Below are 26,005 nucleotides of genomic sequence, written 5' to 3' on the forward strand. Positions count from 1 at the left end.
GTGGCCGTGAACGCTTCACGGACCGGGGGACCGCTCAGATACGTGTTTAAACCCCTCTAGTGATCTCAAAGCATTATGCACGCACCCGGTGACCTGCTTGAAGGGTAGGAAGATAGGGGTTTACATTCCAGGCGACATCGAAGACCTGCTCGAAGACTACCTTGCAAGGCACGGTGGGAGGAGCGTTAGCTCCGTTATCCAGGAGGCGTTGCGCAGCTACCTCCTAGGCGAGAAGATACCTGAATGCGAGCTAGTGGGATACATCATGGTCCTCTACCAGCACGGGGTGGGAGACGTTGACAGGGAGCTGACTGAGGTACAGCACAAGTACATAGGGGTAGCGCTCTTCGAGAACCATATACATGTGGATGAGGAGAGATGCCTGCTCACAATAGCTGTGAGAGGCAGGTACAGTGAAATCCAGAAGCTGATAGATGAAGTAAGGGGTTTGAAAGGAGTACTGCTCGTGAAACACCTATGTGTATGCGTATAGGGAAACAAGCCCTGGTTCACAACTGAAAGCCCCGTCTTTTAAGGCGGGGGTGTCTCCGTGGCCTGTGAGGGATTCCCAACTCTGACTGCTCCACAGATGACGTGTGTAAACCCGGGGAGATGCAGGGAATCATAGAGCCCCTAAAGGAAAAACTCCTTTAGAGCTGAGAGGAGGTCAGGGGGCGTCAACCCTGGTGTCTGGCTGCATGAATGCTTTCAAGGAACTCACGTATCTTGGCAACGGTCTCAGGGTGTAGGACATGCTCCATTCTACACGCATCCTCCTCAGCTATCTCCCTTGGGACCCCTATGCTTTCAAGGAACTCTGCAAGCAGCCTGTGCCGCTGGTGGACATCCCTGGCTACTGCAAGCCCTTTCTCAGTCAACTCTATCCTGCCGCCTTTCTCATAGATAATGTAGCCTTCACTACTCAGCTTCCTGAGGAACTCGACGACGCTGCTGGGTTTAACGCAGAGCCTCCTAGCTATCTCCCTGACCCTCGGCCTCCCCTGGCTTGACAACACGTATATTACTTCAAGGTACTCCTCAACGCGTTGTGAATCCATCAGGCGTCACCATCCGGGTACGCCTACATCCTCTTAAGCTTCCCCGCAGCCTTCCTCAGGATCTTCACGTTCTCCTCGGGGGGCAGGTAACCCGGGATCACTTCAATGGGCTTAGCCCCGTACTTATCGTAGTCGCTGAGCCTTGTGATAGCGACATAGGGCACGTATTGGACACCGTAGGCGTCTGCCTCGACAGGGTGCTCGAAGGCCTCTATGGTCTCGACAACAATGCCCTGGTTCACTAAGCCGGCCTGGTTGAAGAAGTCGACTACGAGCGGGCAGTACGGGCATTCAGGCGTCACAAATATCTTAACGTGGAGGGGGGCGTCAATGCTTTCAAGCTCTTCGACAACGCTCTTGGAGAGCTTGACCCCGTTCGAGATGTAGTCGTGTATAAAGATGAAGGGCGCGAACTCCTGCCCGCTGGGGAGCCCGTAGTAGCGTACATTCCTCTTAGGTGTATCATAGATGAATGCCGGGAGATACCTTGGCTTCAACGCCTCAGCATCCTTAGCGTCGAGCACGGTGAACCTGACTCTCCCACCGCTTATCCTGACTATTTCCTCGGCAAGCATCTTCGCCTCGCCGCAAGTGGGGCATCCACCGTGGTGGTGGTGATGATGGTGGTGTTCATCCTCATCCTCTCCGTGGACATGGCTCTCCTCATCCCTGGATACCACTAGCACGTCGTTGAGCTCCCTTGTAATAGACTGGAATATCTTCCTGAGTTCCTCCTCGGTTTCAGGGTCGAATAACCCTGTCATGTGTAACCACCGTTAGGTTCATCTAACATTATTGGTTAAACGCTTTTTAAACTCATGGAGCCCACCGCTTCAACCTTAATAAGGATCCCGTGGCGGAGATCATACATGGGTATAGTTGTTGCAGGCCAGGTCATACACGCTTAAAGCTCTAGAGCTCTTGAACAGCGCGCCCAGCCTCTCAGTGAGAGACGTAGCTGAGGCACTGGGAGTGGATGTCGCAAGGGCGAAGGAGATACTGGAGAGGTTGAGGTATGGCGGCTACGTGGAGAAGGCTGGACACGGCTACGCTATAACTGAGAAGGGAAGGGCGTTGCTAGCGGATCATGCGGAGCAGGGGTCGCCGACGCTCACCAGCTTCATCCAGGGGAAGCAGGGCAGCACTGAGGCAGGGGGCGGCAAGACGGGTACTGATACACCTAGGCAGACGCCTCCACAACCCGTGGGTGAGGCACCCGACGCCCTGGCGAAACGGGTGGAGGAGCTCTCAAACCGGTTGAGGGAACTGGAGTCCAGGCTGAGAGACATAGAGTCAAGGCTCGCCAGCCTCGAGGGCTTCGTGAGGGATGCAGCGAGGCGTAGCGGGGCGGAGGCCCGGGGCGGGGAGGGATTAGGCATGGAGACACCGGTGATGAGTATTGCGGAGGCGCAGAGCAGGCTTGGAACACTACTGGAGAAATACCTTGTCGAGGGGAGGCTGATAAGGGTTGGATCACTCGTGGTCGACTCAGCCTTCTACGGGGAGTTCAAGAAGAGGTTCCCGATAAAAGCCGGGGACGTCGGCAGGCTCAGCCCGGCTGAGAGAATGCTCCTAGAGGAGATGAGGAGGGAGATGATGGTGATACTCTACGCTGGCCGCGAGTACAGGCTCGTTGACACGGGTTGACAGCCCTCCGCAAGACTGGAGCACGCCGCGTACCAGTTGAGGCAAGGGTGTTCCAGCGGTGTTCAAGGATTCGTTGCAAGTATCAGGAGGACTGTGGCCAGCGTAGCCATGAGGGATGGGTCACTGGTCCAGCAGCCTCTGCAGCCAAGCAGCCCGTTGAATCCCCCTAGCTCTCTAAGCGGGACGCCTACCTTAGCCATGAAGTATGAGACGAGCCCGGCCAGCTCCCTCACCCCGGCCTCCAGGGATCCAGTGTTACCCCTGTCCTTGACCTCGTAGACGAGGCTCATCAACCTCCTCAATGCTTCATAGTCGAAGTCGACGTCCCAGAGCCTTAGCTCAACCCTCTCTCCGAGCCTCTCCACGAGCCCCGGCACGTACTTCAAGGGGCTCACTGCCTCAAGGTACTTGTTGAATAACTTGATGAACCCTGCCAGCGCGTGGTCTTCACCGGTCTCCTTGTAGAGCTTCAACATGTACACGGCGTCGTCGACGAGGGTTTTCACATACTCCCCTGGATCATAGAGGAGTGCATCGTAGCGTGCCTCGAACCCTGCCTCCAACTCCATGAATACATCCCCTTTACTCTAATCCCTCTTAGGGAAGGGTTTTAAGACGTGTGGCCTCGTTGAAAAGGGTTTTTAAGCTTTAGCGTCCCGGGGCCCTGTCTCCAGGATGCCCATGGATTCAACGGGCTTCCTACAGGATCTGGACACGCATATTATCTCGGACCATATGCTTACAGCTATTTCTCCAGGTGTCTCAGCCTCTATGTCGAGGCCTGCCGGCATGTGGATTCTTCCAGTAAGCCCCTCGGTGTCGAAGCCCTCGCTTCTCAGCCTCTCAAGCATCCATCTAGCCCTGTTCCTGCTGCAGAGGATCCATGCATGCCCCTTGAAACCCCTCTCCACGAGGTGTCTGAGAACCTGGTAGTCTGCCTCCACCTCGCCGAAGGCTACTACAACGATGTCTGTGTCCGAGAGCTCTAGGGAGGCTAGCTCCCTGGTGATGTCGCCGGACCTCACGGCTTCAGCGTAGGGATACCTCTCCCTGCTGGCGAGCGAGGGGTCTTTATCGAGGACCACGATCCTGTAGCCAAGTATGCTTCCTATGTCGGCGATAGGCTTCCCCACGTGTCCAGCCCCGATCAACACTAAGCGGGGCTTGGGCTTCAACACGTTTATGAACACTTCCACAACACCGCCGCACAGCATGTTTGTCGGTATGGCGTCGGGAGGTATATTATCCCTTCTAAGCGCAACCTTGAGTAGCCTCGGCTTCCCCTCTCTCAGCGCTGTAAGCGCCTCCTTGATCACGAAGGCCTCGAACTCCCCGCCCCCTATGGTTCCATACTTGGAGCCGTCGGCCGTTACAGCCAGCATCGAGCCGAGTCCACGTGGACCACTACCCTCCTTACCCACGATGACGGCTAACGCTACAGGCCTCCCCTTATCCAGCTCCTCGACGACCCTTGAGAGGATGTCCCTACTGCTCAACGCTGATCCTCCTCAACCACCTTGAATCCATTGGCCTCAAGGATCCTCTTCACGAGCCTTCTATCGCTTGGCGCCAGTTCTTTTGAAAGCTTTATTATGACTGAGAAACCCCCCTGCCCTAGCACCGGTGTCCCCTCGAAGAAGAATACTGGCTCATACCCGTGTTCAACCAGCAGGGGGTTTAATACCTCGAGGACACTCCTCAGATCCCAGTAGTTCATGGCCTCCTGCAACGTGATCGTTGACCCCGTGATCCTCCCGATCATGATGCCGCAGCCCCCTTTAGCATTATAATCCTGGAGCCCTATATATGCCTGGAGACAAGTGGTGGAGTACATGGGCTTCAACCTCATGATCACGCATGAGCCAGGGCTAGAGAACTACAGGTTCATACTGGCTAAGCTGAGGAGTGCAGGGTTAAACCACGTCCTCGTGGACAAGGGGCCCTCGGTGATACTGTTAAGGGTGGAGGATCCCTACGGGTTCACCTCGAGGCTCAGGGAGATCGCCGGCGAGATCCAGGTGGTCTACAGGGTTATACCAGTTGACTCCGTGGTAGACCCCTATGTTGAAGTAGTCGCGGAGAAAGCCAGGGAGCTAGCGGAGGAGAGGATACCCAGGGATAGAACATACAGGGTGACTCTCCACGGCAGGCTCTACTGGCTTGAAACAAGGCTCCCCGCGCACACGATGGATGCTGTGAGGATCATTGCCGAGAAAATAGATAGGCCTGTATCCCTCACGAACCCCGATTACCTGGTGTACGTGAGGAGCGTGAAGCTCTACCATAGGAGGAGGTATGCTGCTGTAACGGTTACAGCCCCCTCCAATATCCTCACATTGAAGTCTGAGAAGCCGTGAGCCTGCTCAATGGTTTTAAGCCCTGTGTCACATAGCCTTTAGATGAGGGAGAATACTTGCCGGTAAGCCTAGCCGATATACTCCCAGGCGACGTCATCGAGAAGCTCAGAGAGTATGTCTCAATATCCTCGGAGGTCGTGAGGAAGTTCAAGAAGGCCGTGGAACTCCTCAACAAGTACCAGGTAGGGGATGCCAGAGCGGTTTTCGCCGAGCTAGTGAAGCTCGAGGATAAGGGGGAGAAGCTGAGAGGCGAACTCGAGTACTCTATCTCCTCGCTGAGGCTTGAAGCATCATTCATGTCCGAGCTGCTTTCATTCGTCTCAAGCGTTGACAGGATAAGCGACCACGTGAAGGAGGTCTCAAAGGAGCTGAGGATACTCCCCTTCCTCGAGATACCGCAGGAGCTGCGGAACGGGCTCCTGGAGCTCTGTGAAACCGTGGCTGAAGCCGTTGAAACATATAATGAGGCGTTCGAAGCCGTTGTCAGCGGCGACTACAATAAGGCGTTGGAGCTGGTGGGGAAGACTCTGGAGCTCGAGGAGAAAGCCGATGACCTAGAGGTGAGGAACCGCGGCCTCATACTGGAGGCCGGTGACAGGTTTAAACCTTTAACCATGGCTATAATCGTGCACAACCTTAACAGGGCGCTTGAGGATACAGCGGACATATGTGCTGTCAGCGCTAACAACCTGAGGATACTCATAATGACACGGCTCCTCTAGCTAGGTATAAACGGTATATACATGTTTAAATACCGGGCCCAATATCACTCTGTGATCGGTGGCCTCCATGAGCCCGGTTTACGAGAAGTTCCTCAGCAGCAGGGTCAACTACATTGAGACCAGCCCTATAAGGGAGGCTGTTTCCAAGATCGCCGCCAGGTCAAGGGTTGCAAAGGTCATAAGCTTCGCTGCAGGCGAACCAGACCCCGATGTAATACCCCGAGAGCTCTACGGTGAGCTGGCTAGGGAGGTGTTTGCAAGGGAGAAGAAGAGCGTCGCATACTCCCCGGCCGACGGGCTCCCCGACCTCAAGGCCGAGATAGCGGGCTTCATGAAGGAGTACGAGGGCGTGGCAACCACGCCTGAGAACATAGTTGTAACCCTCGGGGGTAGTCAAGCCATAGACATAGTTGGGAGGCTGATGCTGGATCCAGGCGACATAGTGTTCGTTGAAAACCCATCCTACGTTAACACGATCCTCGTCTGGAGGCACTATGGTGTGAGAACCATAGGTATCCCGGTTGACGATGAAGGCATGGTTACAGAGAGGCTTGAGGAAGCGGTTAAAGCGATGCGCGGCGAGGGAAGGAAGCTCAAGCTAGTGTACACTATACCCACTGGGCAGAACCCTTCAGGCGTCACGATGAGCATGGAGAGAAGGAAGCACTTGCTCGAGATAGCCAGCAGGCACGACCTCCTCATCGTGGAGGACGCTGCTTACAACCACCTCGTCTACGAGCCCGCCGGCATCAAGCCCTTGAGGGCGATGGATGGTGAGGGCCGCGTACTCTACATCGGCTCCTTCAGCAAGATATTCGGGACAGGGCTACGGATAGGGTGGCTTGAGGCGCCGGGCGAAATAGTTGAGAAGGCGCGTGCAGCCAAGGGCCCCATGGACATGTGTGCCCCGGTTCCATCACAGTACATAGTCCTAAACATATTGAGGAACAAGCTCTACAGGACTATAAGGGAGAAGGCTGTCTCAGAGTACAGGGTTAAAAGAGACCTCATGATCTCAGCCATCGAGAAACACCTCCCAGGGCTACGCCACACGAGGCCTGTAGCAGGCATGTTCATACTCCTCTGGCTGCCCGGGATGCTGGATGGAAGGGTCTTCGCGGATCAACTCCTGGAGAAGCACAACGTGGCGGTCATACCGGCTGCAGCATTCTACACTGATGACTCTGGGAGGAACGTGGTGAGGTTGAACTTCTCGATGAGTGAGAAAGACCTCATAGAGGAAGGGGTTAAAAGAATGAGCATGCTGCTCAAGGAGATGACTGGCAGTAGTCAGGCTACTTAAGCTCGATCACCCTGAGCATGCTTTCCCTATCGAGTTTTTCAACACTCATGTATTTCTGTGATACACGTTTCAATCCATCGTTGTCGCCCATGACCATCACGGTTATGAGTCTTGCATCAGCCTTCTTCAGGTTGAGCCTCACCATGCTCTCCGCTATCCTGTCCACTCCATCAGTGATCAACACTATGTCGGACTCCCTGCCGGCGCTACCCGTCCTGATATCGGTGCACGCCGTTATAATGGCCCTCGATATATCAGTGCCTCCAGCCCCTTTCACTCTCACAACGTGGTCTATGAGCCTGAGGGCTTCACCGGGCCTCGGCCTCCTCCTAACCCTGAGCAACGGGTATGGCTGGCTATCGAAGAACCTGATGTAGAACTCCCTACCGGTTCTAACCGCTTTAAGGTAGAGGCTTACGGCAACAGCCTTACCCCACGTTATCTTCGTTCCATCCATGCTGCCGCTTTTGTCTAGGAGGACGTATACGGGTCCCATGGATTCCTCAACGGCTTTCTCGTAGAGGAGTAGTCTTCTCTGCAGGTACTTAATGTAGAAGACGTCCTCGGGTAGCGCGAGGTTGGAGGGTGCCACCCTCTCTATGTCCCTGCCGTACTCGTACCCTGTTATCTCGCCGTGTTTAAACCGCCTCCTCCTCTTCTCAATACCCAGCTCCCATGGCTTCAAACCCCTTAGAACTTCAAGTATCCTCCTTGCGTCGACATCCCTGGCCAGCCTGAGCACCTCTACAGCGTCCTCTTCGAAGGAGAGCTGGCTCAGTGAGCCGGGTTCAAGCCCCTCCGCTATGGATTTAAGCATCTTCACGTTCTCGACATCCATGCTCACAGTGGTGAGGGCTCTCTCCACTATCCTCCTGGCCTCAGAGTAGTCGACGCCCCTCCCTGCTCCCTGGGTGTGCCCGAGGGCTGCCTCAAGCATCTTGACCTCGGAGAGGAATACGGCTGCAGCTATGCTGCTGGTGAAGGAGTCCATGAGCGTCTTACCGCGGATCACCGGTAGATTGGGTGAGTCGAGCAGGGCCTCAATGATCTCGCGGCCCGGCTCCCCGGCGCCCTCCCTTGGAACCGGGGCCGGCAGGTAGAGTATGTAGAAGACGTCTACGGCTAGGGCTCCCTGCAGGTTAAGCCTCCTCCCGGCTAGCTTCTCGGCAAGCCTCCTAACCCTCCAGCCCCTGTACTTGACGACGGGGTCCCCGTAGTCGATCCCCTTTAGGAAGCCTGTGCCGCCCTCACCGCTCATAGCACGAGCTTCCTCTTCACAGTGTCTATGGCGTCGTTCAGCTCGCCGAGCACGTCTACGGCACGCCTCCTCACGACTTCATCGCTTGCCTCGCGTGCCAGCTTCTCCAGCTTATCCCTCAGGGTTTCAAAGCTCCTCAGGTAGTCGAGTAGCCTCGGGTCTAGCTCAGGGCTCCTCGCGATGTATGCTTTAGCCTCCCTTATATTAGCCTCTATCTCGCTGAGCTCCCTGAGGTGTTTCTCCCTTGCCTCAACCTCGTCGAGCAGTATGGAGAAGGCTTTCTCGGCTTCATCCCTGTCCCGTGGAGCCGTGTACTTTAACACGAATAAGTCGTCTTCAACAGCCTTCAGCCTCCCGTTGAGCAACGCGTTGGCTGCTACGGCTTTAAGGGTCTTCCCCTTCCTCCTATCCGTTAAATGTATCCCTTGATCCTCGAAGACAGCGTAGAGCTTCAACAGCTTCTCCTTCACACCGCTGACATCTACTTTGAAGACCAGTGAGCCAGCTGCCTTCACCTCATCGATCGACACCACGGGCTTAGCCTCCATGTAAGCACCGCTCTCAATGAGCCATGAGGCCTCGAGGAGCCTCCCCCACAGGTTCTCGCTGACCGGCTTGAGGAAGTGGCGTAGCAGGAACCTATCGTAGACGGCTTGGAGCTCGGGTTCATCCGGGACATTATTGCTCGCCGATATAAGTGTGAGCAAGGGTATCTTGATCTCGGAGTAGCCGTCGTAAACCACTCTTTCATTCATCAATGTGAGAAGCATGTTGAGCACGGCTGAGTTAGCGTTGAAGATCTCGTCGATGAACGCTATGTCGGCCTCAGGCAGCTTCCCCCTTGTAACCCTCACATACCTGCCCTCCCTTAGAGCCCCTATGTCAAGGGGTCCGAAGAGTTCGTCGGGCTCAGTGAACCTTGTGAGAAGGTACTTGAAGAACCTGGCTTTAACCAGGTCGGCCAGCCTCCTCGCCAGAGCCGACTTAGCTGTCCCCGGCTCCCCGATCAATATGGCGTGTTCACCCGAGATCAATGAGAGGACGAGGAGCCTGGCCTCCTCACTCCTCCCCACAAACGGCTTCTCCAGCTCCGAGACGAGGACGCCGAGCTTCGAGATCAACTGGCCGGCTTCAAGCGGCGCACTCATGGAGACCCCCTCTCTAAAATCAGCTGAGTAACTCTTCTTCACCGATCCGATGAAACCGGGTTTCATCACTTTGAAGAGTTATTACTTCACCGCCTAATATATTGAGGAGTGGTGTAGGCTGTGAAGGCGGTCCCGTTAAGGATAGGTGAAGGCGGGGTAGTACACGCCGAGATAGAGAGAGCCGTTGCATCCAACGGGTTGAAGGGAGGCTTCATCACGGGGATAGGCGGGTTAAGCGAAGCCGACATAGGCTTCTACAACCCTGCCACCAGGGAGTATGCTAGGGAGCACCTTGAAGCAGGCGGGGAGGTCATAGAGGTTGCATCACTCCAGGGGAACTACCTTATCACGGCGGATGGCTCTGTGAGCGTGCACCTCCACATAGTGGCTGGGTTGAAGGGGAGGGTTGTCGCAGGACACCTCTTACACGGCGTGGTGAAGCCGTTCCTAGAGGTCTTCCTCGTTGAGACCGGTGGAGAGGTCTCAGAGGTGTTCACTCATAGGGCTGGGAGAATACGTTAAGTCATGCTACGTGCTAGCCCTCGAGATCCCTGAGGGCATGGTGGTTGAAGCCGTTGCCGGAGGCAGGAGGCTGAGGCTCGGCCCCGCCGTCTACTTCTACATCGGGTCAGCTAGGGGTCCCTGCGGCGTCCCCTGCAGGGTGGCACGGCACCTCGCCGCAGTCAAGGCTGTGAGATGGCATGTGGACGCGTTGACCACGAACCCTGTTGTCGTGAAACACGGGTTCTTCATGGTGAGGGATACGGGCGGCGACTGCGAGGCAGCTGTCTCAAGGCTGCTTAGAGGAGTCCTGGAGCCTGTGAAGGGCTTCGGCTGCAGCGATAAGCCTGGCGATGTATCCCATCTATACGCCTGCAGTGGAGGGGTTTCAGAGTGCCTTCCACTAGTCTACAGCCTCCTTGAAGACGGCGGCTTCAACCCTATATGGGTTCAAGCATGGATGCCCTGGGATGCATAACATTTAAAAAGCCCTATGACCGTAGGGTTAGACATCGTAACGAAATATAGGAGTCGAAACCGTAATGAGCTCGAACCCGAGTCAGGAGGCGAGTCCTCCTACAAATATAATGGATCTAAAACCCGGAATGGAGAAGGTAAGCGTGAAGGCGCGAGTAATAAAGGCTGAGGCGCCGAGGGTTATAAGAACCAGGAACGGCCCTAGAACCATAAGCAACGCCGTCCTAGGGGATGAAACCGGGAGGGTTGAGGCAACCCTCTGGGGGGAGAAAGCCGGCACCCTGAAGGAGGGCGACGCCGTGGAGGTCCACGGCGCGTGGACAACCGAGTTCAGGGGCAAGGTGCAGTTGAACATAGGGAGATCCAGCGAGGTAGTGAGGATAGACAGCGGCTCCGTGCCCGAGGCAAGCGAGATCCCGGAGAACTCGCCTACAGCACCGCCTGGGTCAGGCGGCCCAAGTAGACCACCCCGAAGGCCATTCGGGGGTAGGAGAGGCTTCAGGAGAAGCGACACCGGTGAATCAGATGAGTGAGGAAGAGGGGCACGCTCAGGGAGAGGAGCACGGCCACGAGCATGAACACGAGCACCCGGGGCACGGGGAGCTCCTAGCCAGGTTCAACGAGCTGAAGGGTGTGAAGCCTGTTAGGCAGGGCGAGTTCCTCGGCGAGGAGAAGGAGAAGTTCTACGTAGCGTTAAGCGAGGAGGAGGTCTACGAGCTCTCAGCCCTCGCATACTACGTGTGGGTTATGTGCGACGGCGAGCACACTGTGGGAGAGCTTGCCGAAGCCATAAGCAAGGAGGCGCAGGTAGACTTCAACGACGTGGTCGAACCCCTCGTAGTGGCGCTCGACCAGCTTCATGAAGCCGGGCTAGTCAACTATTAGCCTGTAGCCGTATTCCTTTTTAAAGAGCTTTCAACCCATCCTCGGTGAAGGTGTTTTAAACCCTCTCTTATATTGGATCAGTAATGGATGACCGGAGACTCCAGTACTGAAGCACAGCGATGAGGAGACTCCACCCCCTCGGGACCCACTCGGGTAGCGTTTAAATAATTCACGGCTGATTATACTATCCCTAAGACGCGTCTTTACATGGAGAGCGTGGTATGTGATGGAGAAAGTCTTCATCGTGGGCGTGGGCATGACTAAGATCGGGAGGTTTTACGAGCAATCCGGTAGAGAACTCTTCTCCCAGGCACTGTGGAAGGCGATCGAGGACGCCGGCGGGGTGAAGCCGAGGGCGCTCGTCGTCGGGAACATGATGTCGAGCACCCTTATGAACCAGGATAGCCTGGGAGCCCTCTTAGCGGACTACGCTGGGCTCAGGGGTATACCGGCCTTCAAGGTTGAGGCTGCATGTGGCAGCGGCGGGGCAGCCCTCTACGCCGGGTACGCCCTGGTTAAATCAGGGGTGGCGGACGTCGTCGCGGTCGGCGGCCTCGAGAAGCAGACCGAGGCGACGACACCCTACGTGACCCGTGCACTCGCCCAGGCCGCTGACGCCGACTTCGAGGTCTTCTACGGTGTAACCTTCACGGGTTTAAACGCTATGATTGCGAGGCTGTACATGCAGCTATTCGGCTACAGTGATGAAGACCTCTCGTACTGGCCGCTTAAGATGCATGAGTACGCTAGCTACAACCCGTATGCGCAGCTACCCAGGAAGACGAGTATGAAGGAGATCCTTGATAGCCCGGTTATCGCAGACCCTATAAGGCTCTTCCACGCAGCCCCCATCGGGGACGGGGCGGCTGCAGTAATCCTTGTGAGAGGCGAGGAGAAGGCCAGGGAGATCGCGAAGGCGGCTGGGAGAGACACGCTTATAGAGGTAGCCGGCGTCGGCATGGCGACTGACAGCGTTGACATAGCTTCCAGGAACAACCTCGTGGTGATGGAGGCCACGGCTAAGGCAGCCCAGGAGGCTTTAAGAATGGCTGGAATAGGCGTCAAGGACGTTGACTACGCTGAGGTACACGACGCATTCCATGTAACAGGGTACGCGGCGCTCGAGGACATAGGGTTCGCCCCGAAGGGCGAGGCCCCGCGGCTCTTCAAGGAGGGCAGGTTCCAGAAAGGGGATAAGCCGGAGGTGAACTTCAGCGGTGGCTTGAAGGCAAGGGGCCACCCGGTTGGCGCTACAGGCGTCTACCAGGTTGCCGAGGCAGTGATGCAGCTGAGAGGGGATTTCCCAGGGTTCAAGGCCAGTAGCCCTGAGACCGCTCTAACACATAACATGGGCGGGGTCAGCACGATCACGGTTGTATCAGTGTTGAGAAGGTGGAAGTAGTGGGGCACGAGGACCTGCTTAGAAAGGTGAACGAGTACAGGGAGAAGTCGATTGAGGGCGGCGGCAGGGATAAGATAGAGCAGCAGAGGCAGAAGGGGAAGCTCTGGGTCAGGGACAGGATCAACAGGCTACTCGACCCAGACTCCTTCGTCGAGCTACAGTGGGTGAGGACGCATAGGTCAACCTACTTCGGGCTCGACAAGGTGAAGTACTACGGGGACGGCGTGGTAGCCGGCTACGGTACAATAGATAGACGCCTCGTCTACATTTACGCCCAGGACTTCACGGTTCTCGGCGGGAGCATCGGGGAGGCACACGGGGAGAAGATTGCCAGGCTCATAGAGCTGGCTGTTGAAACCGGTGCACCCGTCATAGGGCTATATGACTCAGGCGGTGCACGCATACAGGAGGGCGTTGCATCCCTCCACGGGTGCGGGAGGATATTCTACTCGAATGTGAAGGCCAGCGGGGTTGTGCCGCAGATAGCCGTGGTAATGGGTCCCTGCGCCGGGGCAGCTGCCTATAGCCCGGCCCTCATGGACTTCGTCATAATGGTTAAGTCATCCTACATGTTCATAACGGGTCCAGAAGTAGTTAAGGCGGCGCTAGGCGTCGACGTAACCTTCGAGCAGCTCGGCGGGGCCAACATACATGCGTCGACAAGCGGTGTCGCACACTTCATCACTGAGGACGAGGAGTCAGCCCTCTCTCTTGTAAGGAAGCTCCTCTCATACCTGCCAAGCAACAACATGGAGGAGCCTCCACGGGTTCCAAGCGAGGACCCGGTTGACAGGAGGATGGACGAGATATACGAGGTTGTTCCAACGGACCCTGTGAAACCATTCGACGTTAAGAAGGTTATATCGATGATCGTTGATGAAGGAGACTTCCTAGAGGTCCACGAGCACTACGGTAGGTCTGCGGTAGTAGGGTTCGGCAGGATAGGAGGCTACACGGTTGGCATAGTTGCAAACCAGCCGGCTGTAAACGCAGGCGTCATAGATATAGATGCAAGCAACAAGATAGCCAGGTTCGTCAGGTTCTGCGACTCCTTCAACATACCGATCGTAACCCTCGTGGATACACCGGGCTTCATGCCTGGAGTCGACCAGGAGCACGGCGGGATAATAAGGCATGGGGCTAAAGTCCTCTACGCATACGCTGAGGCAACAGTCCCAAAGATAACCCTGGTAATGAGGAAGGCCTACGGCGGAGCATACATAGCGATGGGCAGCCTCTCACTCGGCAGCGACGTGAACCTAGCGTGGCCTACAGCAGAGATAGCTGTAATGGGACCCGAGGGAGCCATAAGGATACTCTACAGGAAGGAGCTGGCGCAGGCACCCGACCCCGAGGAGCTCGCCAGAAGAAAGCTCGCAGAGTACAGGGAGGTCTTCGCCAACCCCTTCAGGGCAGCCGAACTAGGCTACATCGACGACGTAATAGACCCGGCGTTAACGAGGCTCAGGATATACCAGGTTCTAGAAGCCTTGAAATCCAAGAGGGAGGAGTTCCTGGGGACAGTGCCAAAGAAGCACGGTAACACACCGCTTTAGCCACGGAGACCCTCAAACAATCCCCACCCTGTTTTGAGCACGAACACAGTACTAGTGCAGGAACCCATGTGAAGGCAGCTTAGAGTGTTGAATATTTTCCAGATATTTCCGTGGTGGTTATGTTTGAATGAGCTCTGCGAGCCGAGCAAGAGGGACGCTGAATGAACCCTTTTCACCGAGGGGAGTCGCGATGACCCACCATGTAACTGGGAAGGATGCTACTAGGCCTTAAGAGGCAGGAAGCCTAGTTGGAAAACAGTCTAGACAAGAGCACTCGATGCATGAACAGTGTTTACGGTGGTTTTCTTCCTCGGCTCCGTTTCCGTCTTCTGTGTTCTCTCTCAGCCTCCTCCCCGTCCACTGAGTCTTCAACCTCTTCTCCGCCCGCCTCTTCGGACAGTACGACGTAGAGGGCTTTGACTTCGACGAGCTCCTCCCGCTTAATCCTAGGGGCTTGCCCTTCGTCCCCATCAGTTAGCGTTGTTGAAGGGTGAATGTATTTATACCTTCACCGGATCAGCCGCGATGCGTATCGCCCGCAAGCCCGTGGAAAGATAGAAAAAGCTGAGAGGCGTGGTAAAGGTGCGGGCCCGGAGACGCGGAGGCCCGGTTTTTCCCCGATCCCCCGTGCGACAGAGGATCGAACGCTGCTGGCGCCTATCAAAAAATATGTGCACCGCAAAAACGGTTTTCTCGGCTTCTAAAGTTTACTTACAAGCCCTTCTATCTCGTTTTCAAACTTTTTGTAGTCTTCGCCCTTCCCACATATTTCTCTGCCTATTTCGGCAAGCCTCTTATGATCGCTGTTTTTAGGGTCGTACTTTGGTATTCTGAAGAACTTTATGAACCTTGGTTCCACGTGTCCAACCCATGGGCTTATCTCATTTATTACAGCATTAATTTGTGGTGCAAGTAATATTGAAGACAGGTAATAAGCTTCTTCTAAGCTGTTTACAACAATGTAATGTGCGGTATGTTCAGGTACTGCACCATCTGTTACAACTGCTGGTATAAACCTTTTTGCAACATCTCTCCAAACAACTTTGTATCTGCTCATAGCATCTAGACTCATTCTCTCGAGCTCCCACAAATCCTTCTTTAGATGCTTAGATGATGCACCAAGCCTCTTAAGAACCCTTTCATTGCTTAGGTAATTCTTCCAAAGCAAAGTGTTTCCGAGCTGAGACTCTGTAAGAGGTTGACCAGTGGATCTATCATATGCCGCTATGAAGTATCTATAACGCTTAATCCTACCAATATCTATATCCTCTCCTTTGAACCCCTTAAACACAAACCTCTTTTCAATAATAAATGAGGGTAGACCAAGAGCTCTGCTAAGCTTGGTTTCCACACGGACACACTCTTCATTAACCCCCAGAGGAGGTGAAACAGGCTGTGGTTCGCCAATAATAAGCCACGCCCCCTTTGCTACTCCAAAGCCCACACCTTCATGCGCCTCATAGCTACACACACCAAAAACATTCTTAGCCTTCTTATATGTTTCCTCACTTAGCCATAACGTTTCCTCAGGGAAGGAAATACTAATATAATTCTGTGGCTTCACAGATAAAGAGCTAGTAGCAGAGTAGTTTACTATATCGGAAAGAGAAGGTTCTCTACCTAGTTTCTCAGGAGATAACTCAATACCTGTAAACCTTATGTATCTAAATCTGTTCTTCATACTACCTCACCTTAGCAGCAAAGACTATCCCAGGCTGGTTATTTGCTCCTTCAAAGGGCTTAACATCTTCAAGGTCAAACACCTCGAAAAGTTTTAGACCCATAGCCTCGAAGTTTCTCCATCTAGCCCCATGAACACCCCTGAATATGCTTGCTGGAACCATGAGTGATACTACACCCCCCTTCTCGAGGAGGTACTTTGTCGCGACTGCGAAGAGGACAATAGATATGTCCAGCTTTAGAGCGGCCGCGCGCGGCGGATTGACGCCAAGCCTTTTTGCAACGCTTCTTACTTTCTCCGCATAGCTCTCTTCATACTTTGACACATTCACCCACGGCAAGTTCCCCAAGACAAGGTGAAACCTCTTCTGAGTGGACAAATATGCGAGCGCGTAGTTTGTCAGCAGCGACAGCCACACATGATCTCCCCCTAGCTTTTCGAATGCCTTGATCGTCTTCTCGAGCGCTTCAATGTCTTTTGTCTCATCGGGCGATAGGGTGACATTCGCTTTCTCAAGCTCGTTGTTAAAGCCCTGCTTGCCGAAGAGGGCAAGCGCGACGAAGGCCCTGTGCAACTGCGTTAGCCCCGGGAGCCTTGCAACTAGGGACTTCGGTATCTTAAGAGTTGCCATGGGCACATCCTCGCCTTTGTTATCGCGAGGAATTCTGACATCTGCCCCCGCATCCTCGAGCTCCTCTGCAAGTTCCTCGAGCTTCTCCTTGTCCTGCGTGAACATGTCTAGGGGCACGTTCACATAGATATAGTCTTTATATACGCTCACCTTTAGAAATGTCATGAGGCTTGGTGCGGCCTTCTTGGCCTGCGCGTGCGCGTCGTGAAGCGCCAGCAAATCTACCCTGTAGATCGGTATCATGGGCTCTGCCACTAGGTACTCGCCTCTTACTGTCAAGAGCCCGGATATTTGGAGAAGGTAGTTGACCTTGGCTGTTAAAACAGCCACAGGATTAATGTCTATTCCAACGACGTTCTCAAGAATCATTTCAACGAATTTATTCGGGTGCACATCGGGCTTCTTGGTGATGTACCACCTCTGTAAGGCGCTTAGGTATTGGACGCCGAAGGTGAACGAGCCGCATGTCGGGTCAATGAATCTTGGAATGGACTTGTTCTTTTCCCAGAACATATGTATGAGCTCAACGATTTCGTTATCCACATCCTTCTCGTGCTTTAGAATATCTTGCGGCAGCGACCCGTTAACGAGTATGTGTAGGGATCTCCACAGGGCAAGCTTTGCTATCCAGTCGGGTGTGTAGAACTCCCCGAGTTGCCTCCTGATGTCCCTAGAGACGATGTTTTGGTAGACCCTCTTAAGAAGGTCTAGCTCGATGGGCTTCGACCAGTCGATCTCTATAATATGTTTGCCCAGATCCCTAAAGAAATCATCCAGTTTCTCGGCAACCTCGGGGTCGAAGACCCAGTCGTACTCGTCTCTCTCAAACAAGTAGTATATGTTGTGCTTCGCCAAGGCCTTCCCCTCCCAGAAGAGCTCGACGGCCGCTTTGTATCCCTCGTTGGCGAGCCTTAGCGGCGTCGTGTATCTGCCGCGTCCGAGAGAGGCTTCGAGAATGGTTGCACCTAGAACCTTCAGGAAAGTTGCATAGAGCGTTAGCGTAGCATACAGCTTATCGAGGTCGGCGAAGAATTCCACGACTTCCTTACCGTATATCAGCTCCAGGTTTCTCTCCCATATCCTTTTGTATAGAGCAACGCGTTGCGGAGAACCCCCAACGAGCTGCGTTAGCGAGTCCAAGTGATTTGAGTGAAGATCGCGCACCCTAGCCAAGACATTATCGGGCGTCGGGTCGTAAGCCGCTATCTTTAATCCCGTTACGACTTTCAACAGGACTTCAAGCTCTTTCCTAGCCGCATCGAGCTCCCCTCTTTCAAAAATCCTCACATATACTGGCTTATCGTCCATGTAGAGCTCGAAGCCCACCGGGTTTGTAAACGGGCTCGGGTATTCTGTGTAATACTTCTCGGTGGGGATATCGATTAGTAGCCCGAATCTGTACCCCGTCAGCTTCATGTAGTTTAAAAGCTGGCTTCTGCCGCGATCCCTACCGCCGGGTGGCTCACACTCTATCATTAGCTTGCCGTACTTGTAGTCGGCTTTGTAAATTTTTCCGTCCCCCTTAATAACAACCTCTTCCATTTTACAACCGGGGTCGATCGACCCAAGGACGCCCTCAACAAAATCCTTGGTATATTGCTCCGGGGCTTGGTGGCTCAATTCAAACACCCCTCGAGAAATGACCGATGAAAGCATTCGAAGGCCCGCCCCAGCTCTGGCTCGCTAGAGAACACATCATCATAGACATCGCCGAGACTAGCATACTTCAACGATCCCACCGCCCCAACATAGTTAATGCAATAGGCATGGAACTATTTATGCCTTAAGCCACCCCTACCACTACGCCTTCCTGTGCAGTGGGATCCCCACGGGATTCAACCAGTATGCTGCGAATACGATATTATACCGGGGTACATGGAGGAGGTCGAGGAGTTTAAGCAACTACTAATAGAATACCACCATGGATACAACGGCATACTCAGCCACCTCACCAGAGCCGGGTTCAAATGCGTAGACTACAAGCCACCACAACATAAGGGAGACACCAGCGTCCTAATATGCTCGAAGTGACTTTTCTAGAACCCTGTTTTAGAGTTGTTTAAAGAGATGTGTTGGCTGCCTGTGTGTTTCACACTCGGATGAGAGTGCCATGTAAAGGCTGCCAGGTTTCCCTCCGTGAAATTGGTGTGCTCGGGGTGAACCCTGCGGGCTGGGTGAGGCGGGTGCGTGATGGAGTGCTGTGTGACTGGTTTGATCCGGGAGCCAGCTAGCTTCTCGTCTTCACCTTGACTAGTTTATCGCCCTTGTTCACCGTGCTGCCGGGCTTCACGTAGACGGCTTCAACTACTCCTTTAAACGGGGTCTTCACCTCTATGAGCATCTTCATTGACTCCACTACTGCGACTACATCGTTTTCTCCAATGCTCTGGCCTTCTGCGACCTTCACCTCCACGACTCTACCGCTTATCGGGGTTGATACGACTCCTTCCTCCATGGCCGCCGGGGTCTGCTTCTCCTCTTTTCTCTCGACGGCCTTTGCAGCAGCCACGGTTTCCTTAACCTTCTTGACGAGCAGGGGTTCAAGGTTCACGTATACCTTGTCACCGATGACTCCGGCTGACACCATCCTGTCGTCAATGTAGAGCACGTATCTCCCGTCCCCTTCCTTCAGTACTCTAACCCTGTAGATTCTTCCACCAGGGTCCTTGAGGACGACGACATCCCTCTCCCTTGCTAAGACCTCTATCTCCACGGCTTCATCGTTGAAGAAGACGACGCTGTACTTCTTAGGCATCCCCCGGCACCTCGAGCGTGTTCAGCAACGCCAACCGTCTTCACCGATCCGACACGGGTTCGCTCATCACTGGTTGGGGATCTATCGGCGGCGGGAGTATTAAATACTATGCGTCGCGACAGTGCCGGGGTGGCTGCGAAGCGTTATAACCTTGTTAAACAATAAGTGTTAACGGTGGTGTTTTCTTGAGCATAGAGTGGAGTGAGGTCAAGAGGAGGAGGGAGGAGTTCTGGAACAGTAGCCCAGTGTACAGGGCTATATATGATAGGCTGGTTAAACAAGGCTACCACTTGATAGGCACCATAGGGGCTGTGAAGAGATGCCACTGGAGTAAGGAGGCGGTTTTAAGGAACAGGTACTGCTACAAGTGCCTCTGGTACGGTATCGAGAGCCATAGGTGTATACAGATGACGCCTGTGGCCGCATGGTGCTGGAACAGGTGTCTCCACTGCTGGAGACTGCAGCCCGAGGACATAGGCATGCACTGGGATGACACGCGTCCACCAGTGGTCGACGACCCGGAGGTCCTCGTCGAGGAGAGCATAAGGGTTCACAGGGAGATAATGGCTGGGTTCAAGGGTAACCCGAGGGCTGACCAGAGGCTCGTGGAGGAGGCCTTGAACCCTAAGCATGCAGCGATAAGCCTGACGGGTGAACCCCTCCTCTACCCGAGGCTAGGGGAGCTGATAGAGGAGTACCATAGGAGAGGGATCACCACGTTCCTCGTCACTCACGGGACGAGGCCGGATGTGCTTGGAAGCCTCGAAGTAGAGCCCAGCCAGCTCTACATTAGCATAGAGGCATGGGACAAGGACAGCTACGAGCACTTCAACCGCCCCCTTGTACCCAGGGCATGGGAGCTCTTCAACGAGACCCTTGGCCTCATCCCCAGCTTCAAGTCCCCCACGGTCTTCAGGTTCACGATAGTCAAGGGCTTCAACGACCACGACGTGGCTCTCAGGAGCTTCGCAGGGTTCGTTGAGAAGGCTCAGCCATCCTACATAGAGGTGAAGGCGTATATGCATATAGGTGGGAGCAGGGGCAGGTTGTTCAAGAACAATATGCCGAGCCACGGGGAGGTGAGGAATGTGGCTGCGAGACTAGCCGAGCTCACAGGCTACCAGGTGCTCAGTGAATCCATACCGAGCCGCATAGTGTTGTTGAGCAGGGTTGGTAAACCCTTGAGGCATGGGAAAGGGTGTCCAGACGGCGTCGAGCACCCGGAGAAGTATGCGCCCCCATTAACCGAGGAGTACGAGGAGCTCCAGGACTAGCCGGTTGCATCAGTGATTTAACCCCTTTCACTGGATCACCCTATGCAGTGGGATGGTGGCTTACACATGGCTCCGAGAATCCTTGTCGCCGGCGCTGGATTAATGGGTTCATCCCTTGCTAAATGCCTCTCGACGCGTGGGGTAGTAGTCTACGTGTACAATAGGACTGTTGAAAAAGCCCGTGCACTATGCTCTGAAGCCGGGTGCAGGGTGCTCGAGAACCTGGACTCCATGCCGGGCTTCGACGCCACAGTAGTATTCCTCTTCGACGACCAAGCCGTCTCAGGCTTCATAGAGGCACTGGTGGACAAGGGGCTTACCGCTGAAGCAGGGGTGTTAATGGTTTCGTCGACGATAAGCCCTGAGACAAGCATCCGGCTCCACGGCCTCGTCACCAGGGCAGGCGGGGTCTACGTGGAGGCACCTGTCTACGGGAGCACTGGTGAAGCCTCCTCATGCAGCCTGGTCTCAATGCTCGCCGGGGATCAGGTTGCGAGGAGTAGGGCTGAGGAGGCAGCCTCCCTGTACTCTAGGAGGATGTACTGGGTTGGCGGGGTCCCCCAGGCGATGGCTTTGAAGCTGGCGTTGAACAACATAGGGTTAGCGTTGCCGGGCCTCCTAGCCGAGTCCCTGGCCCTCCTCGAAGCATACGGTGTAGGCAGCGACGTGTTCAGGATGGTTGCCGGAGACCTATGGTTCGGCAGCATGGTGGAGAGGTATATGGAGAGGGCTATGGCTGCAGCTGGGAGACCCCGGTTCACGGTGAGCGGTGCAGCCAAGGACTACAGGGTTATAGCGTGCACGCTGGCGGGGAAAGGGTATCCTCCCCTGGTTTCACAGGGGCTCGCCGGCTTCTACACGCTTGCAGCCAGCGTTATGCCGGGCGAGGACTACCCTAGGGCTGTCAACGCGTACAGGGTTTTGAAGAACCCTAGGCCTCACTGAGCGGTGGGATGCAATGGGGGTGAGGCTCCTCCTCCCGGTGGACGTGGTCATCGATTCAAGGGAGGACAGTAAGCACCCTGAGTTCAGGGAGGCTTTCACAAGGGAGGGCTTGAAGACAGCTGTAAGGGAGCTGCCGGCCGGCGACTTCCTCCTCATGGCGCCCGAGGGCAGGAGGTCTATACTGGTTGAGAGGAAGAGCGTCGACGACCTCGCTAACAGTATAAGGGATAACAGGATATGGGAGCAGAGCAGCATGCTCCTCGAGGAGGCGCGTAGAGACGGGCACCAGCCCCTTATACTCGTGGAAGGGTGTCTCAGCATCCTTGAGAAGCAGAGGGGCTGGAGGATCCAGAGTGTTCTAAGGGTCTTAGACACGTTGATCCTCGACATGGGTATACCAGTCCTCAACACGCCGGGGAAGGATGCGACGATAGCGTGGATTATTGCGAAGGCGAGGAGCCTTGGGAGAACCGAGGAGAAACGGGTCTTCAGGATGAGGACTGAGAGGAAGCCCATGGATATAAATGAGAGGATACTCTACGTTGCGGAAGGCGTGATAGGCCCCGTCCTGGCGAGGAAGCTCCTCGAGAGGTTTAAGACGCTGAGGAACCTGGCTAACGCGTCTAAGCACGACTTATTAAGCGTCGAGGGGATCGGGGAGAAGAGGGCTGAGGAAATATACCTTTTATTCAACACGCCTTGGAGGGGCAGCGGGGATGAGTCAGGGAGCGATGGCTGATGCACTGGGATACCTGGTCCCTGTAGCAGTATCGGCTGCAACAGCCTGGCTCCTCCTGGACTGGTGGGTTGACGCCGGGTGGAGGCTGGGGCTCAAGGGCAGGGATATGAATAAGCCGGGCGAACACTACGCTGTGGAGGCGGGCGGCGTATGGGTCCTCCTAGGGGCTGCATTCGGCATCCTCTCATACGTCGCGCTCGACACATATCTCTCAAGTGATAAGGGGAGCGTGGAGTACTTCGCTGTCTCCCAGGTCCTCGTCCTCGCAGGCCTCCTAGGGTTAATGGATGACATACTCGGCTGGAAGAAGGGGTTGAGCCAGGTTAAAAGAGTATTGTTAACGCTGCCCATATCCTTCCCGCTCGTAGTGGTGAAAGCCGGCTACACTAGTGTCGAACTCCCCTTGATAGGGGTCCTCGACCTAGGCCCCTTATACCCGCTGCTGGTTGTCCCAGTCGGCGTGATGGGGGCTAGCAACGCGTTCAACATGATCGCCGGGTACAATGGGCTTGAAGCACTCCAGGCACTGGTTATCACGGGGTTCACCCTGCTGTTCGCCTTGAAGAAGGGTATAGTGGATGTAATCCCCCTGCTCCTCGTGATGGCTGCTGCAATCCTAGTCTTCCTAAGGTACAACTGGTGTCCTGCAAGGGTTTTCCCCGGTAACACCTTCACCTACGGGTTCGGCGCCTTCTATGCTTCAATAGTGATATACGGTAACTTCGAGAAGTTCGGGCTAGCCTTGTTCACACCCTACTTCATTGAGCTAGCGTTATTCATAAGGGGCCTGTTAAACGGCGTGTACAAGGAGAACTTCAGTAAGCCGACCCCCGAGGGGTGTTTGAAGCCGCCTTACAGTAAGCACTATAGTTTAACCCACCTAGCGATCACCGTGGTTGAGAAGCTGAAGGGATGCGCCGGGGAGAGGAGCGTGGTCGTATTCATAACGCTGATCGAGGCGGCTGCAGCCACCGTGGCATTAATACTACTGTAGGTTTCACCCTAGTATTCTCTCGCACTCCTCAGAGTCAACCACCATAACGCCGCCCTCCGGTCTAAGCATGTATAGTAGTCTAAGCGGTATCCTCTCCCTCTTAAATATTGAGAGCCACGCGGGGAGAGCTGCCTTAGCACTAGAGTACTCGGTGCACAGCCTCCTCGCAGCCCCATCAACATACTCGTCGAGTATCCGCCTCAACACCTGGAACAGCTCGCTACTGCTTGAAGCCTGAAACTCCTTCTTCAATGCTCTAAGCCACTCCGCATCCTCCCTGCTCACCGAGATAGATGTGTCGCTTCTCTGCTTCTCCAAGGGTGATCACCATGAGGCAATGGATTCCATGGGGTCCCGGGCCCGGGTCGGGGGCTTTCTGCACGTTTCTAAAATAATTGTTTGTATAATGATGTTCAACGACATGGTGAAACACATAGGGGACCCGTACCCGGGTGCAGGGAGCCGGCGCCGGGCCGGGATACAGTACACCCCTACCCCCATATATTCCACCCTGGATGGGCTTGGAGACCCATGGCCTCCATGGGTTTCATCCCCGGTGCACCGTGGTGTTCACGCTGCTTCTCCCTGAGCCGCAGGCGCTCGCTATTTCTTCGAGTTCCCCTAGGTGCTTTTTGACGAGGTGGAGGTAGAGGGCGTGCTTCCAGCACCTGGGTCCCGGCGTGTACCCGCAGAAGGGGCACTTCCTCTGCTCGTCTATGAGTCTCGCCAGCTCCTTGATTTCACCCATTATGTTGCCGCAGCTCATCTCGGCTAGGTGTATTGAGCCCTGGCTCGGCTTTTTCCCGGTGATCAACCTGGCTATGCTGTAGGCGAGCTTCTCGATCACCCTGAGGCTGGTGTGGCTTTCCGCCTGCATGGTGCCACCGGTTTCTATTTTGGAAACGGGTGTTATAAGCTTTTCTATTTTGGAAAAAGCTTGATGCGATGCAGGATCAACGGGGCCCCAGGGGTTAGCAGTGTAAACCTTGTTTGCATCACGGCACACTTTCAGTGATCGCCCGTTGAAAACCCGCACTTTCGGCGACCTCTCTACTTATAAACCCCGCCTCTAAACCCCTGATCGGGAGGATGAACCCATGAACCCGGAGGTAAAGCTCTACATTATAGCGGTCTTGAAGAAGCTGAGGGAAACCATAGAGGGCTGCAGGAGCATTGAGTGCGCTACATCCGTCATAGACACATATATCGAGGCAATAGATGAAAAGACCACGAGCGAAATACTGAAGATGCTTGGGCTCTAGGATGCACGCCCAGTATACGGGTGCATACACCAGGCATCCACACGTGGATACATAAGCGTTAAAGCACGGGCCAGCAGGATACAGCAATGGTGCACGGGTTGAAGACCCGTAGAAGCACACCCTTCCAGCACCTCAGATACATTGAAGCCAAGGATAAGCGGAGGCATAGATCCCTGAGACACCGGGTTTTTTAAAGCAGCGCACCCCAGGTAAATAAGCTGCATCCCAACTTATTTTTCACGGGGTGACAGGGTTCCAGCCCCGTTAAGGCTACGGGGAGGATGCATGAGTGCCCCCAGCAGGGAGCTGGGTGAATGGTACGTCGACGAGGTTGTAAGTGCTAGGCTATACAGGTTTCTCGCGGCTGCAACAGGCCGGAGGGTGTTTGAGGAACTAGCCTTGATGGAGGAGAAGCATGCCGGCATCATAGCTGGATTAATGATTGGGAGGGGTTTAAAGCCTCCCAGGAGGCTGCCGTTGAGGGCTAGGCTGAGGGAGCGGTTGCTGAGGCTTGCATCGAGGCTACTCGGCTACAGGGTCTTAATGCTCGTCATGGAGCACGGTGAGCTGGAGGCGGTGGTGGGCTACTGGAGGCTCCTCAACGACCCCTCTATGGTTGATGCCAGGGAGAGGGTTCTGGAGCTCCTGAGGGATGAAGTTGTTCACGAGGCAGGGTTGTACGGGGAGATCCACGGGTTCAGGGTTGAGGCCGAGGGCTTGAAGGATGCTGTATACGGTATGATAGATGCACTCGTAGAGATAGAGGCCGGGTTGATAGGTGTTGCAGCGGCCACGCAGCCGATCATCGCTGGTGTAGCCGGCTTGATATCATCGATAGCGGGCTCAATCAGCATGAGTGTGGGAGCGTACTTGTCAACCAAGTCTGAGAACGAGGCGGCGAGCAGTGAGGAGCTCGCGGACAGCGTGTTGTCAACCGTGGATAAGACGCGGTTCCTGGAGAAAGCATGGAGGAGACTGCGTGAAGCCGGGTTAACGAGTGAGGAGGCTTCAGCCATAGTTGAGCTTGCCTCAGGGAGCCAGGCTCTCCTGAAACTACTGTCGCTCCACGGTGAGAAAGCCTCTTCCCCTGTGAAGGCTGCTAGGAACGCCGGCTTATTCTACGTGCTGGGTGCCATAGGCCCTGTTGCACCCTTCCTAGCGAACCTACCGCTCTACCACTCCGTGATGCTCTCACTCCTCTTAACGCTCCTCGTCCTCCTCGCCCTATCAGTATTCATCTCCCTGGTGTCTGGTGCAAGGGTCCTCAGGGTTTTCGCCGAGTACGCTTTGCTAACCCTTGCAGCCACAGCAGCCACTTTCACGGTTGGCCTTGCCGCCAGGAGGCTCCTCGGCCTCGAGGTCTAGTGAACGGCGACGGCTCCCCGCCCCAGGGCCGGTGTGCCTCTGGTT

General features: G+C 54.9%; 30 protein-coding genes. 18 read left to right on the forward strand and 12 right to left on the reverse strand.

Annotated features, from left to right (window positions below; all coding sequences use genetic code 11):
- The first annotated feature begins 88 nt into the window (after window positions 1-88).
- Complete coding sequence (locus DESMU_RS01895; RefSeq protein WP_048078558.1) at window positions 89-493, forward strand: CopG family ribbon-helix-helix protein; 405 nt, start codon at window positions 89-91, stop codon at window positions 491-493.
- Between the two features lie 184 nt (window positions 494-677).
- On the opposite strand, the gene DESMU_RS01900 is transcribed toward DESMU_RS01895, so the two are convergent.
- The gene (locus DESMU_RS01900; RefSeq protein WP_013561909.1) at window positions 678-1,058 is read right to left on the reverse strand and encodes a metal-dependent transcriptional regulator; all 381 of its coding nucleotides are present in this window, start codon (window positions 1,056-1,058) and stop codon (window positions 678-680) included.
- A gap of 23 nt (window positions 1,059-1,081) precedes the next feature.
- Window positions 1,082-1,822 carry a thioredoxin family protein gene (locus DESMU_RS01905; RefSeq protein ID WP_013561910.1) on the reverse strand — a complete coding sequence of 247 codons (741 nt, stop codon included), beginning with the start codon at window positions 1,820-1,822 and terminating at the stop codon, window positions 1,082-1,084.
- Between the two features lie 118 nt (window positions 1,823-1,940).
- Here DESMU_RS01905 and DESMU_RS01910 point away from each other — a divergent pair, with 118 nt between their 5' ends.
- Window positions 1,941-2,705 (forward strand): helix-turn-helix domain-containing protein, encoded by a 765-nt coding sequence (locus DESMU_RS01910; protein ID WP_013561911.1) that lies wholly within the window; start codon window positions 1,941-1,943, stop codon window positions 2,703-2,705.
- Window positions 2,706-2,767: 62 nt separating this feature from the next.
- Here DESMU_RS01910 and DESMU_RS01915 read toward each other — a convergent pair whose 3' ends face one another.
- The 3 genes from DESMU_RS01915 to DESMU_RS01925 form a co-directional block, all read right to left on the reverse strand.
- Window positions 2,768-3,274: a hypothetical protein gene (locus DESMU_RS01915; protein WP_013561912.1), complete on the reverse strand. Its 507-nt coding sequence runs from the start codon at window positions 3,272-3,274 to the stop codon at window positions 2,768-2,770.
- 72 nt (window positions 3,275-3,346) lie between these two features.
- A complete protein-coding gene (locus DESMU_RS01920; protein ID WP_013561913.1) occupies window positions 3,347-4,201 on the reverse strand; it encodes an XdhC family protein in 855 nt (284 codons plus the stop codon).
- Window positions 4,198-4,467 (reverse strand): hypothetical protein, encoded by a 270-nt coding sequence (locus DESMU_RS01925; protein ID WP_013561914.1) that lies wholly within the window; start codon window positions 4,465-4,467, stop codon window positions 4,198-4,200. Before DESMU_RS01925 ends, DESMU_RS01920 begins: the two co-directional genes overlap by 4 nt.
- Before the next feature lie 70 nt (window positions 4,468-4,537).
- On the opposite strand from DESMU_RS01925, the gene DESMU_RS01930 reads away from it, so the two are divergent.
- From DESMU_RS01930 to DESMU_RS01940, 3 genes are all read left to right on the forward strand, one after another.
- A complete protein-coding gene (locus DESMU_RS01930; protein ID WP_013561915.1) occupies window positions 4,538-5,062 on the forward strand; it encodes a THUMP domain-containing protein in 525 nt (174 codons plus the stop codon).
- 56 nt (window positions 5,063-5,118) lie between these two features.
- Complete coding sequence (locus tag DESMU_RS01935) at window positions 5,119-5,784, forward strand: DUF47 domain-containing protein (protein WP_013561916.1); 666 nt, start codon at window positions 5,119-5,121, stop codon at window positions 5,782-5,784.
- A gap of 67 nt (window positions 5,785-5,851) precedes the next feature.
- Window positions 5,852-7,087 carry an aminotransferase-like domain-containing protein gene (locus DESMU_RS01940; protein WP_013561917.1) on the forward strand — a complete coding sequence of 412 codons (1,236 nt, stop codon included), beginning with the start codon at window positions 5,852-5,854 and terminating at the stop codon, window positions 7,085-7,087.
- Here DESMU_RS01940 and DESMU_RS01945 read toward each other — a convergent pair.
- Both DESMU_RS01945 and DESMU_RS01950 read right to left on the reverse strand, forming a co-directional pair.
- The gene (locus DESMU_RS01945; protein ID WP_013561918.1) at window positions 7,080-8,345 is read right to left on the reverse strand and encodes a vWA domain-containing protein; all 1,266 of its coding nucleotides are present in this window, start codon (window positions 8,343-8,345) and stop codon (window positions 7,080-7,082) included. The genes DESMU_RS01940 and DESMU_RS01945 overlap by 8 nt on opposite strands.
- Window positions 8,342-9,493: an AAA family ATPase gene (locus DESMU_RS01950; protein WP_013561919.1), complete on the reverse strand. Its 1,152-nt coding sequence runs from the start codon at window positions 9,491-9,493 to the stop codon at window positions 8,342-8,344. The genes DESMU_RS01945 and DESMU_RS01950 overlap by 4 nt, the downstream gene beginning before the upstream one ends.
- Window positions 9,494-9,613: 120 nt before the next feature.
- Between DESMU_RS01950 and DESMU_RS01955 the strand changes: the two genes are divergently transcribed.
- The 6 genes from DESMU_RS01955 (at window position 9,614) to DESMU_RS01980 (ending at window position 14,314) form a co-directional block, all read left to right on the forward strand.
- A complete protein-coding gene (locus DESMU_RS01955; RefSeq protein WP_013561920.1) occupies window positions 9,614-10,015 on the forward strand; it encodes a PPC domain-containing DNA-binding protein in 402 nt (133 codons plus the stop codon).
- Window positions 9,966-10,472, forward strand: a complete 507-nt coding sequence (locus tag DESMU_RS01960) for a GIY-YIG nuclease family protein (RefSeq protein ID WP_245526505.1) — start codon at window positions 9,966-9,968, stop codon at window positions 10,470-10,472. Before DESMU_RS01955 ends, DESMU_RS01960 begins: the two co-directional genes overlap by 50 nt.
- Before the next feature lie 64 nt (window positions 10,473-10,536).
- Complete coding sequence (locus DESMU_RS01965) at window positions 10,537-11,004, forward strand: OB-fold nucleic acid binding domain-containing protein (RefSeq protein ID WP_013561922.1); 468 nt, start codon at window positions 10,537-10,539, stop codon at window positions 11,002-11,004.
- Window positions 10,997-11,356 (forward strand): PqqD family protein, encoded by a 360-nt coding sequence (locus DESMU_RS01970; protein WP_013561923.1) that lies wholly within the window; start codon window positions 10,997-10,999, stop codon window positions 11,354-11,356. The genes DESMU_RS01965 and DESMU_RS01970 overlap by 8 nt, the downstream gene beginning before the upstream one ends.
- Before the next feature lie 226 nt (window positions 11,357-11,582).
- Window positions 11,583-12,758, forward strand: coding sequence for a thiolase domain-containing protein (locus DESMU_RS01975; protein WP_013561924.1), 1,176 nt, complete (start codon window positions 11,583-11,585; stop codon window positions 12,756-12,758).
- Window positions 12,758-14,314 carry an acyl-CoA carboxylase subunit beta gene (locus DESMU_RS01980; protein WP_013561925.1) on the forward strand — a complete coding sequence of 519 codons (1,557 nt, stop codon included), beginning with the start codon at window positions 12,758-12,760 and terminating at the stop codon, window positions 14,312-14,314. The genes DESMU_RS01975 and DESMU_RS01980 overlap by 1 nt, the downstream gene beginning before the upstream one ends.
- A gap of 700 nt (window positions 14,315-15,014) precedes the next feature.
- Here the strand turns inward: DESMU_RS01980 and DESMU_RS01985 are convergent.
- Window positions 15,015-15,995: a hypothetical protein gene (locus tag DESMU_RS01985; RefSeq protein ID WP_013561926.1), complete on the reverse strand. Its 981-nt coding sequence runs from the start codon at window positions 15,993-15,995 to the stop codon at window positions 15,015-15,017.
- 1 nt (window position 15,996) lies between these two features.
- Window positions 15,997-18,246, reverse strand: coding sequence for an Eco57I restriction-modification methylase domain-containing protein (locus DESMU_RS01990; RefSeq protein ID WP_013561927.1), 2,250 nt, complete (start codon window positions 18,244-18,246; stop codon window positions 15,997-15,999).
- Between the two features lie 192 nt (window positions 18,247-18,438).
- On the opposite strand from DESMU_RS01990, the gene DESMU_RS07145 reads away from it, so the two are divergent.
- Window positions 18,439-18,657: a hypothetical protein gene (locus tag DESMU_RS07145; protein ID WP_152648969.1), complete on the forward strand. Its 219-nt coding sequence runs from the start codon at window positions 18,439-18,441 to the stop codon at window positions 18,655-18,657.
- 196 nt (window positions 18,658-18,853) lie between these two features.
- Here DESMU_RS07145 and DESMU_RS01995 read toward each other — a convergent pair whose 3' ends face one another.
- Entirely contained in the window at window positions 18,854-19,381 is a 528-nt protein-coding gene (locus DESMU_RS01995; protein WP_013561928.1) for a biotin/lipoyl-containing protein, read from the reverse strand.
- A 185-nt stretch (window positions 19,382-19,566) separates the two neighbouring features.
- On the opposite strand from DESMU_RS01995, the gene twy1 reads away from it, so the two are divergent.
- From twy1 to DESMU_RS02015, 4 genes are read left to right on the forward strand one after another with little or no spacing between them, the layout of a single operon-like run.
- Window positions 19,567-20,655: a 4-demethylwyosine synthase TYW1 gene (gene twy1, locus DESMU_RS02000; RefSeq protein ID WP_013561929.1), complete on the forward strand. Its 1,089-nt coding sequence runs from the start codon at window positions 19,567-19,569 to the stop codon at window positions 20,653-20,655.
- A gap of 42 nt (window positions 20,656-20,697) precedes the next feature.
- Entirely contained in the window at window positions 20,698-21,600 is a 903-nt protein-coding gene (locus tag DESMU_RS02005; RefSeq protein WP_245526472.1) for an NAD(P)-dependent oxidoreductase, read from the forward strand.
- A 13-nt stretch (window positions 21,601-21,613) separates the two neighbouring features.
- Window positions 21,614-22,339, forward strand: a complete 726-nt coding sequence (locus tag DESMU_RS02010) for an ERCC4 domain-containing protein (protein WP_013561931.1) — start codon at window positions 21,614-21,616, stop codon at window positions 22,337-22,339.
- A complete protein-coding gene (locus DESMU_RS02015) occupies window positions 22,317-23,333 on the forward strand; it encodes an MraY family glycosyltransferase (protein WP_013561932.1) in 1,017 nt (338 codons plus the stop codon). Before DESMU_RS02010 ends, DESMU_RS02015 begins: the two co-directional genes overlap by 23 nt.
- Window positions 23,334-23,336: 3 nt before the next feature.
- On the opposite strand, the gene DESMU_RS02020 is transcribed toward DESMU_RS02015, so the two are convergent.
- Window positions 23,337-23,651, reverse strand: a complete 315-nt coding sequence (locus DESMU_RS02020) for a hypothetical protein (RefSeq protein WP_013561933.1) — start codon at window positions 23,649-23,651, stop codon at window positions 23,337-23,339.
- 229 nt (window positions 23,652-23,880) lie between these two features.
- Window positions 23,881-24,210 carry a hypothetical protein gene (locus tag DESMU_RS02025; RefSeq protein ID WP_013561934.1) on the reverse strand — a complete coding sequence of 110 codons (330 nt, stop codon included), beginning with the start codon at window positions 24,208-24,210 and terminating at the stop codon, window positions 23,881-23,883.
- Between the two features lie 220 nt (window positions 24,211-24,430).
- On the opposite strand from DESMU_RS02025, the gene DESMU_RS07150 reads away from it, so the two are divergent.
- Both DESMU_RS07150 and DESMU_RS02030 read left to right on the forward strand, forming a co-directional pair.
- Window positions 24,431-24,595: a hypothetical protein gene (locus DESMU_RS07150; protein ID WP_013561935.1), complete on the forward strand. Its 165-nt coding sequence runs from the start codon at window positions 24,431-24,433 to the stop codon at window positions 24,593-24,595.
- Between the two features lie 285 nt (window positions 24,596-24,880).
- Entirely contained in the window at window positions 24,881-25,960 is a 1,080-nt protein-coding gene (locus tag DESMU_RS02030; RefSeq protein WP_013561936.1) for a VIT1/CCC1 transporter family protein, read from the forward strand.
- Window positions 25,961-26,005 lie beyond the last annotated feature (45 nt).

It is taken from the genome of Desulfurococcus mucosus DSM 2162 (genome assembly GCF_000186365.1).
In the GTDB taxonomy this organism is placed as follows: Archaea; Thermoproteota; Thermoprotei_A; order Sulfolobales; family Desulfurococcaceae; genus Desulfurococcus; species Desulfurococcus mucosus.

What these genes read in the sequence shown, in the direction of transcription:
- DESMU_RS01900 (WP_013561909.1), bottom strand. Translation starts at nt 1,058, where the DNA reads ATGGATTCACAACGCGTTGAGGAGTACCTTGAAGTAATATACGTGTTG.
- DESMU_RS01905 (WP_013561910.1), bottom strand. Translation starts at nt 1,822, where the DNA reads ATGACAGGGTTATTCGACCCTGAAACCGAGGAGGAACTCAGGAAGATA.
- DESMU_RS01915 (WP_013561912.1), bottom strand. Translation starts at nt 3,274, where the DNA reads ATGGAGTTGGAGGCAGGGTTCGAGGCACGCTACGATGCACTCCTCTAT.
- DESMU_RS01925 (WP_013561914.1), bottom strand. Translation starts at nt 4,467, where the DNA reads ATGATCGGGAGGATCACGGGGTCAACGATCACGTTGCAGGAGGCCATG.
- DESMU_RS01930 (WP_013561915.1), top strand. Translation starts at nt 4,538, where the DNA reads ATGGGCTTCAACCTCATGATCACGCATGAGCCAGGGCTAGAGAACTAC.
- DESMU_RS01940 (WP_013561917.1), top strand. Translation starts at nt 5,852, where the DNA reads ATGAGCCCGGTTTACGAGAAGTTCCTCAGCAGCAGGGTCAACTACATT.
- DESMU_RS01945 (WP_013561918.1), bottom strand. Translation starts at nt 8,345, where the DNA reads ATGAGCGGTGAGGGCGGCACAGGCTTCCTAAAGGGGATCGACTACGGG.
- DESMU_RS01950 (WP_013561919.1), bottom strand. Translation starts at nt 9,493, where the DNA reads ATGAGTGCGCCGCTTGAAGCCGGCCAGTTGATCTCGAAGCTCGGCGTC.
- DESMU_RS01965 (WP_013561922.1), top strand. Translation starts at nt 10,537, where the DNA reads ATGAGCTCGAACCCGAGTCAGGAGGCGAGTCCTCCTACAAATATAATG.
- DESMU_RS01970 (WP_013561923.1), top strand. Translation starts at nt 10,997, where the DNA reads ATGAGTGAGGAAGAGGGGCACGCTCAGGGAGAGGAGCACGGCCACGAG.
- DESMU_RS01975 (WP_013561924.1), top strand. Translation starts at nt 11,583, where the DNA reads ATGGAGAAAGTCTTCATCGTGGGCGTGGGCATGACTAAGATCGGGAGG.
- DESMU_RS01985 (WP_013561926.1), bottom strand. Translation starts at nt 15,995, where the DNA reads ATGAAGAACAGATTTAGATACATAAGGTTTACAGGTATTGAGTTATCT.
- DESMU_RS01995 (WP_013561928.1), bottom strand. Translation starts at nt 19,381, where the DNA reads ATGCCTAAGAAGTACAGCGTCGTCTTCTTCAACGATGAAGCCGTGGAG.
- DESMU_RS02005 (WP_245526472.1), top strand. Translation starts at nt 20,698, where the DNA reads ATGCAGTGGGATGGTGGCTTACACATGGCTCCGAGAATCCTTGTCGCC.
- DESMU_RS02010 (WP_013561931.1), top strand. Translation starts at nt 21,614, where the DNA reads ATGGGGGTGAGGCTCCTCCTCCCGGTGGACGTGGTCATCGATTCAAGG.
- DESMU_RS02015 (WP_013561932.1), top strand. Translation starts at nt 22,317, where the DNA reads ATGAGTCAGGGAGCGATGGCTGATGCACTGGGATACCTGGTCCCTGTA.
- DESMU_RS02025 (WP_013561934.1), bottom strand. Translation starts at nt 24,210, where the DNA reads ATGCAGGCGGAAAGCCACACCAGCCTCAGGGTGATCGAGAAGCTCGCC.
- DESMU_RS07150 (WP_013561935.1), top strand. Translation starts at nt 24,431, where the DNA reads ATGAACCCGGAGGTAAAGCTCTACATTATAGCGGTCTTGAAGAAGCTG.
- DESMU_RS02030 (WP_013561936.1), top strand. Translation starts at nt 24,881, where the DNA reads ATGAGTGCCCCCAGCAGGGAGCTGGGTGAATGGTACGTCGACGAGGTT.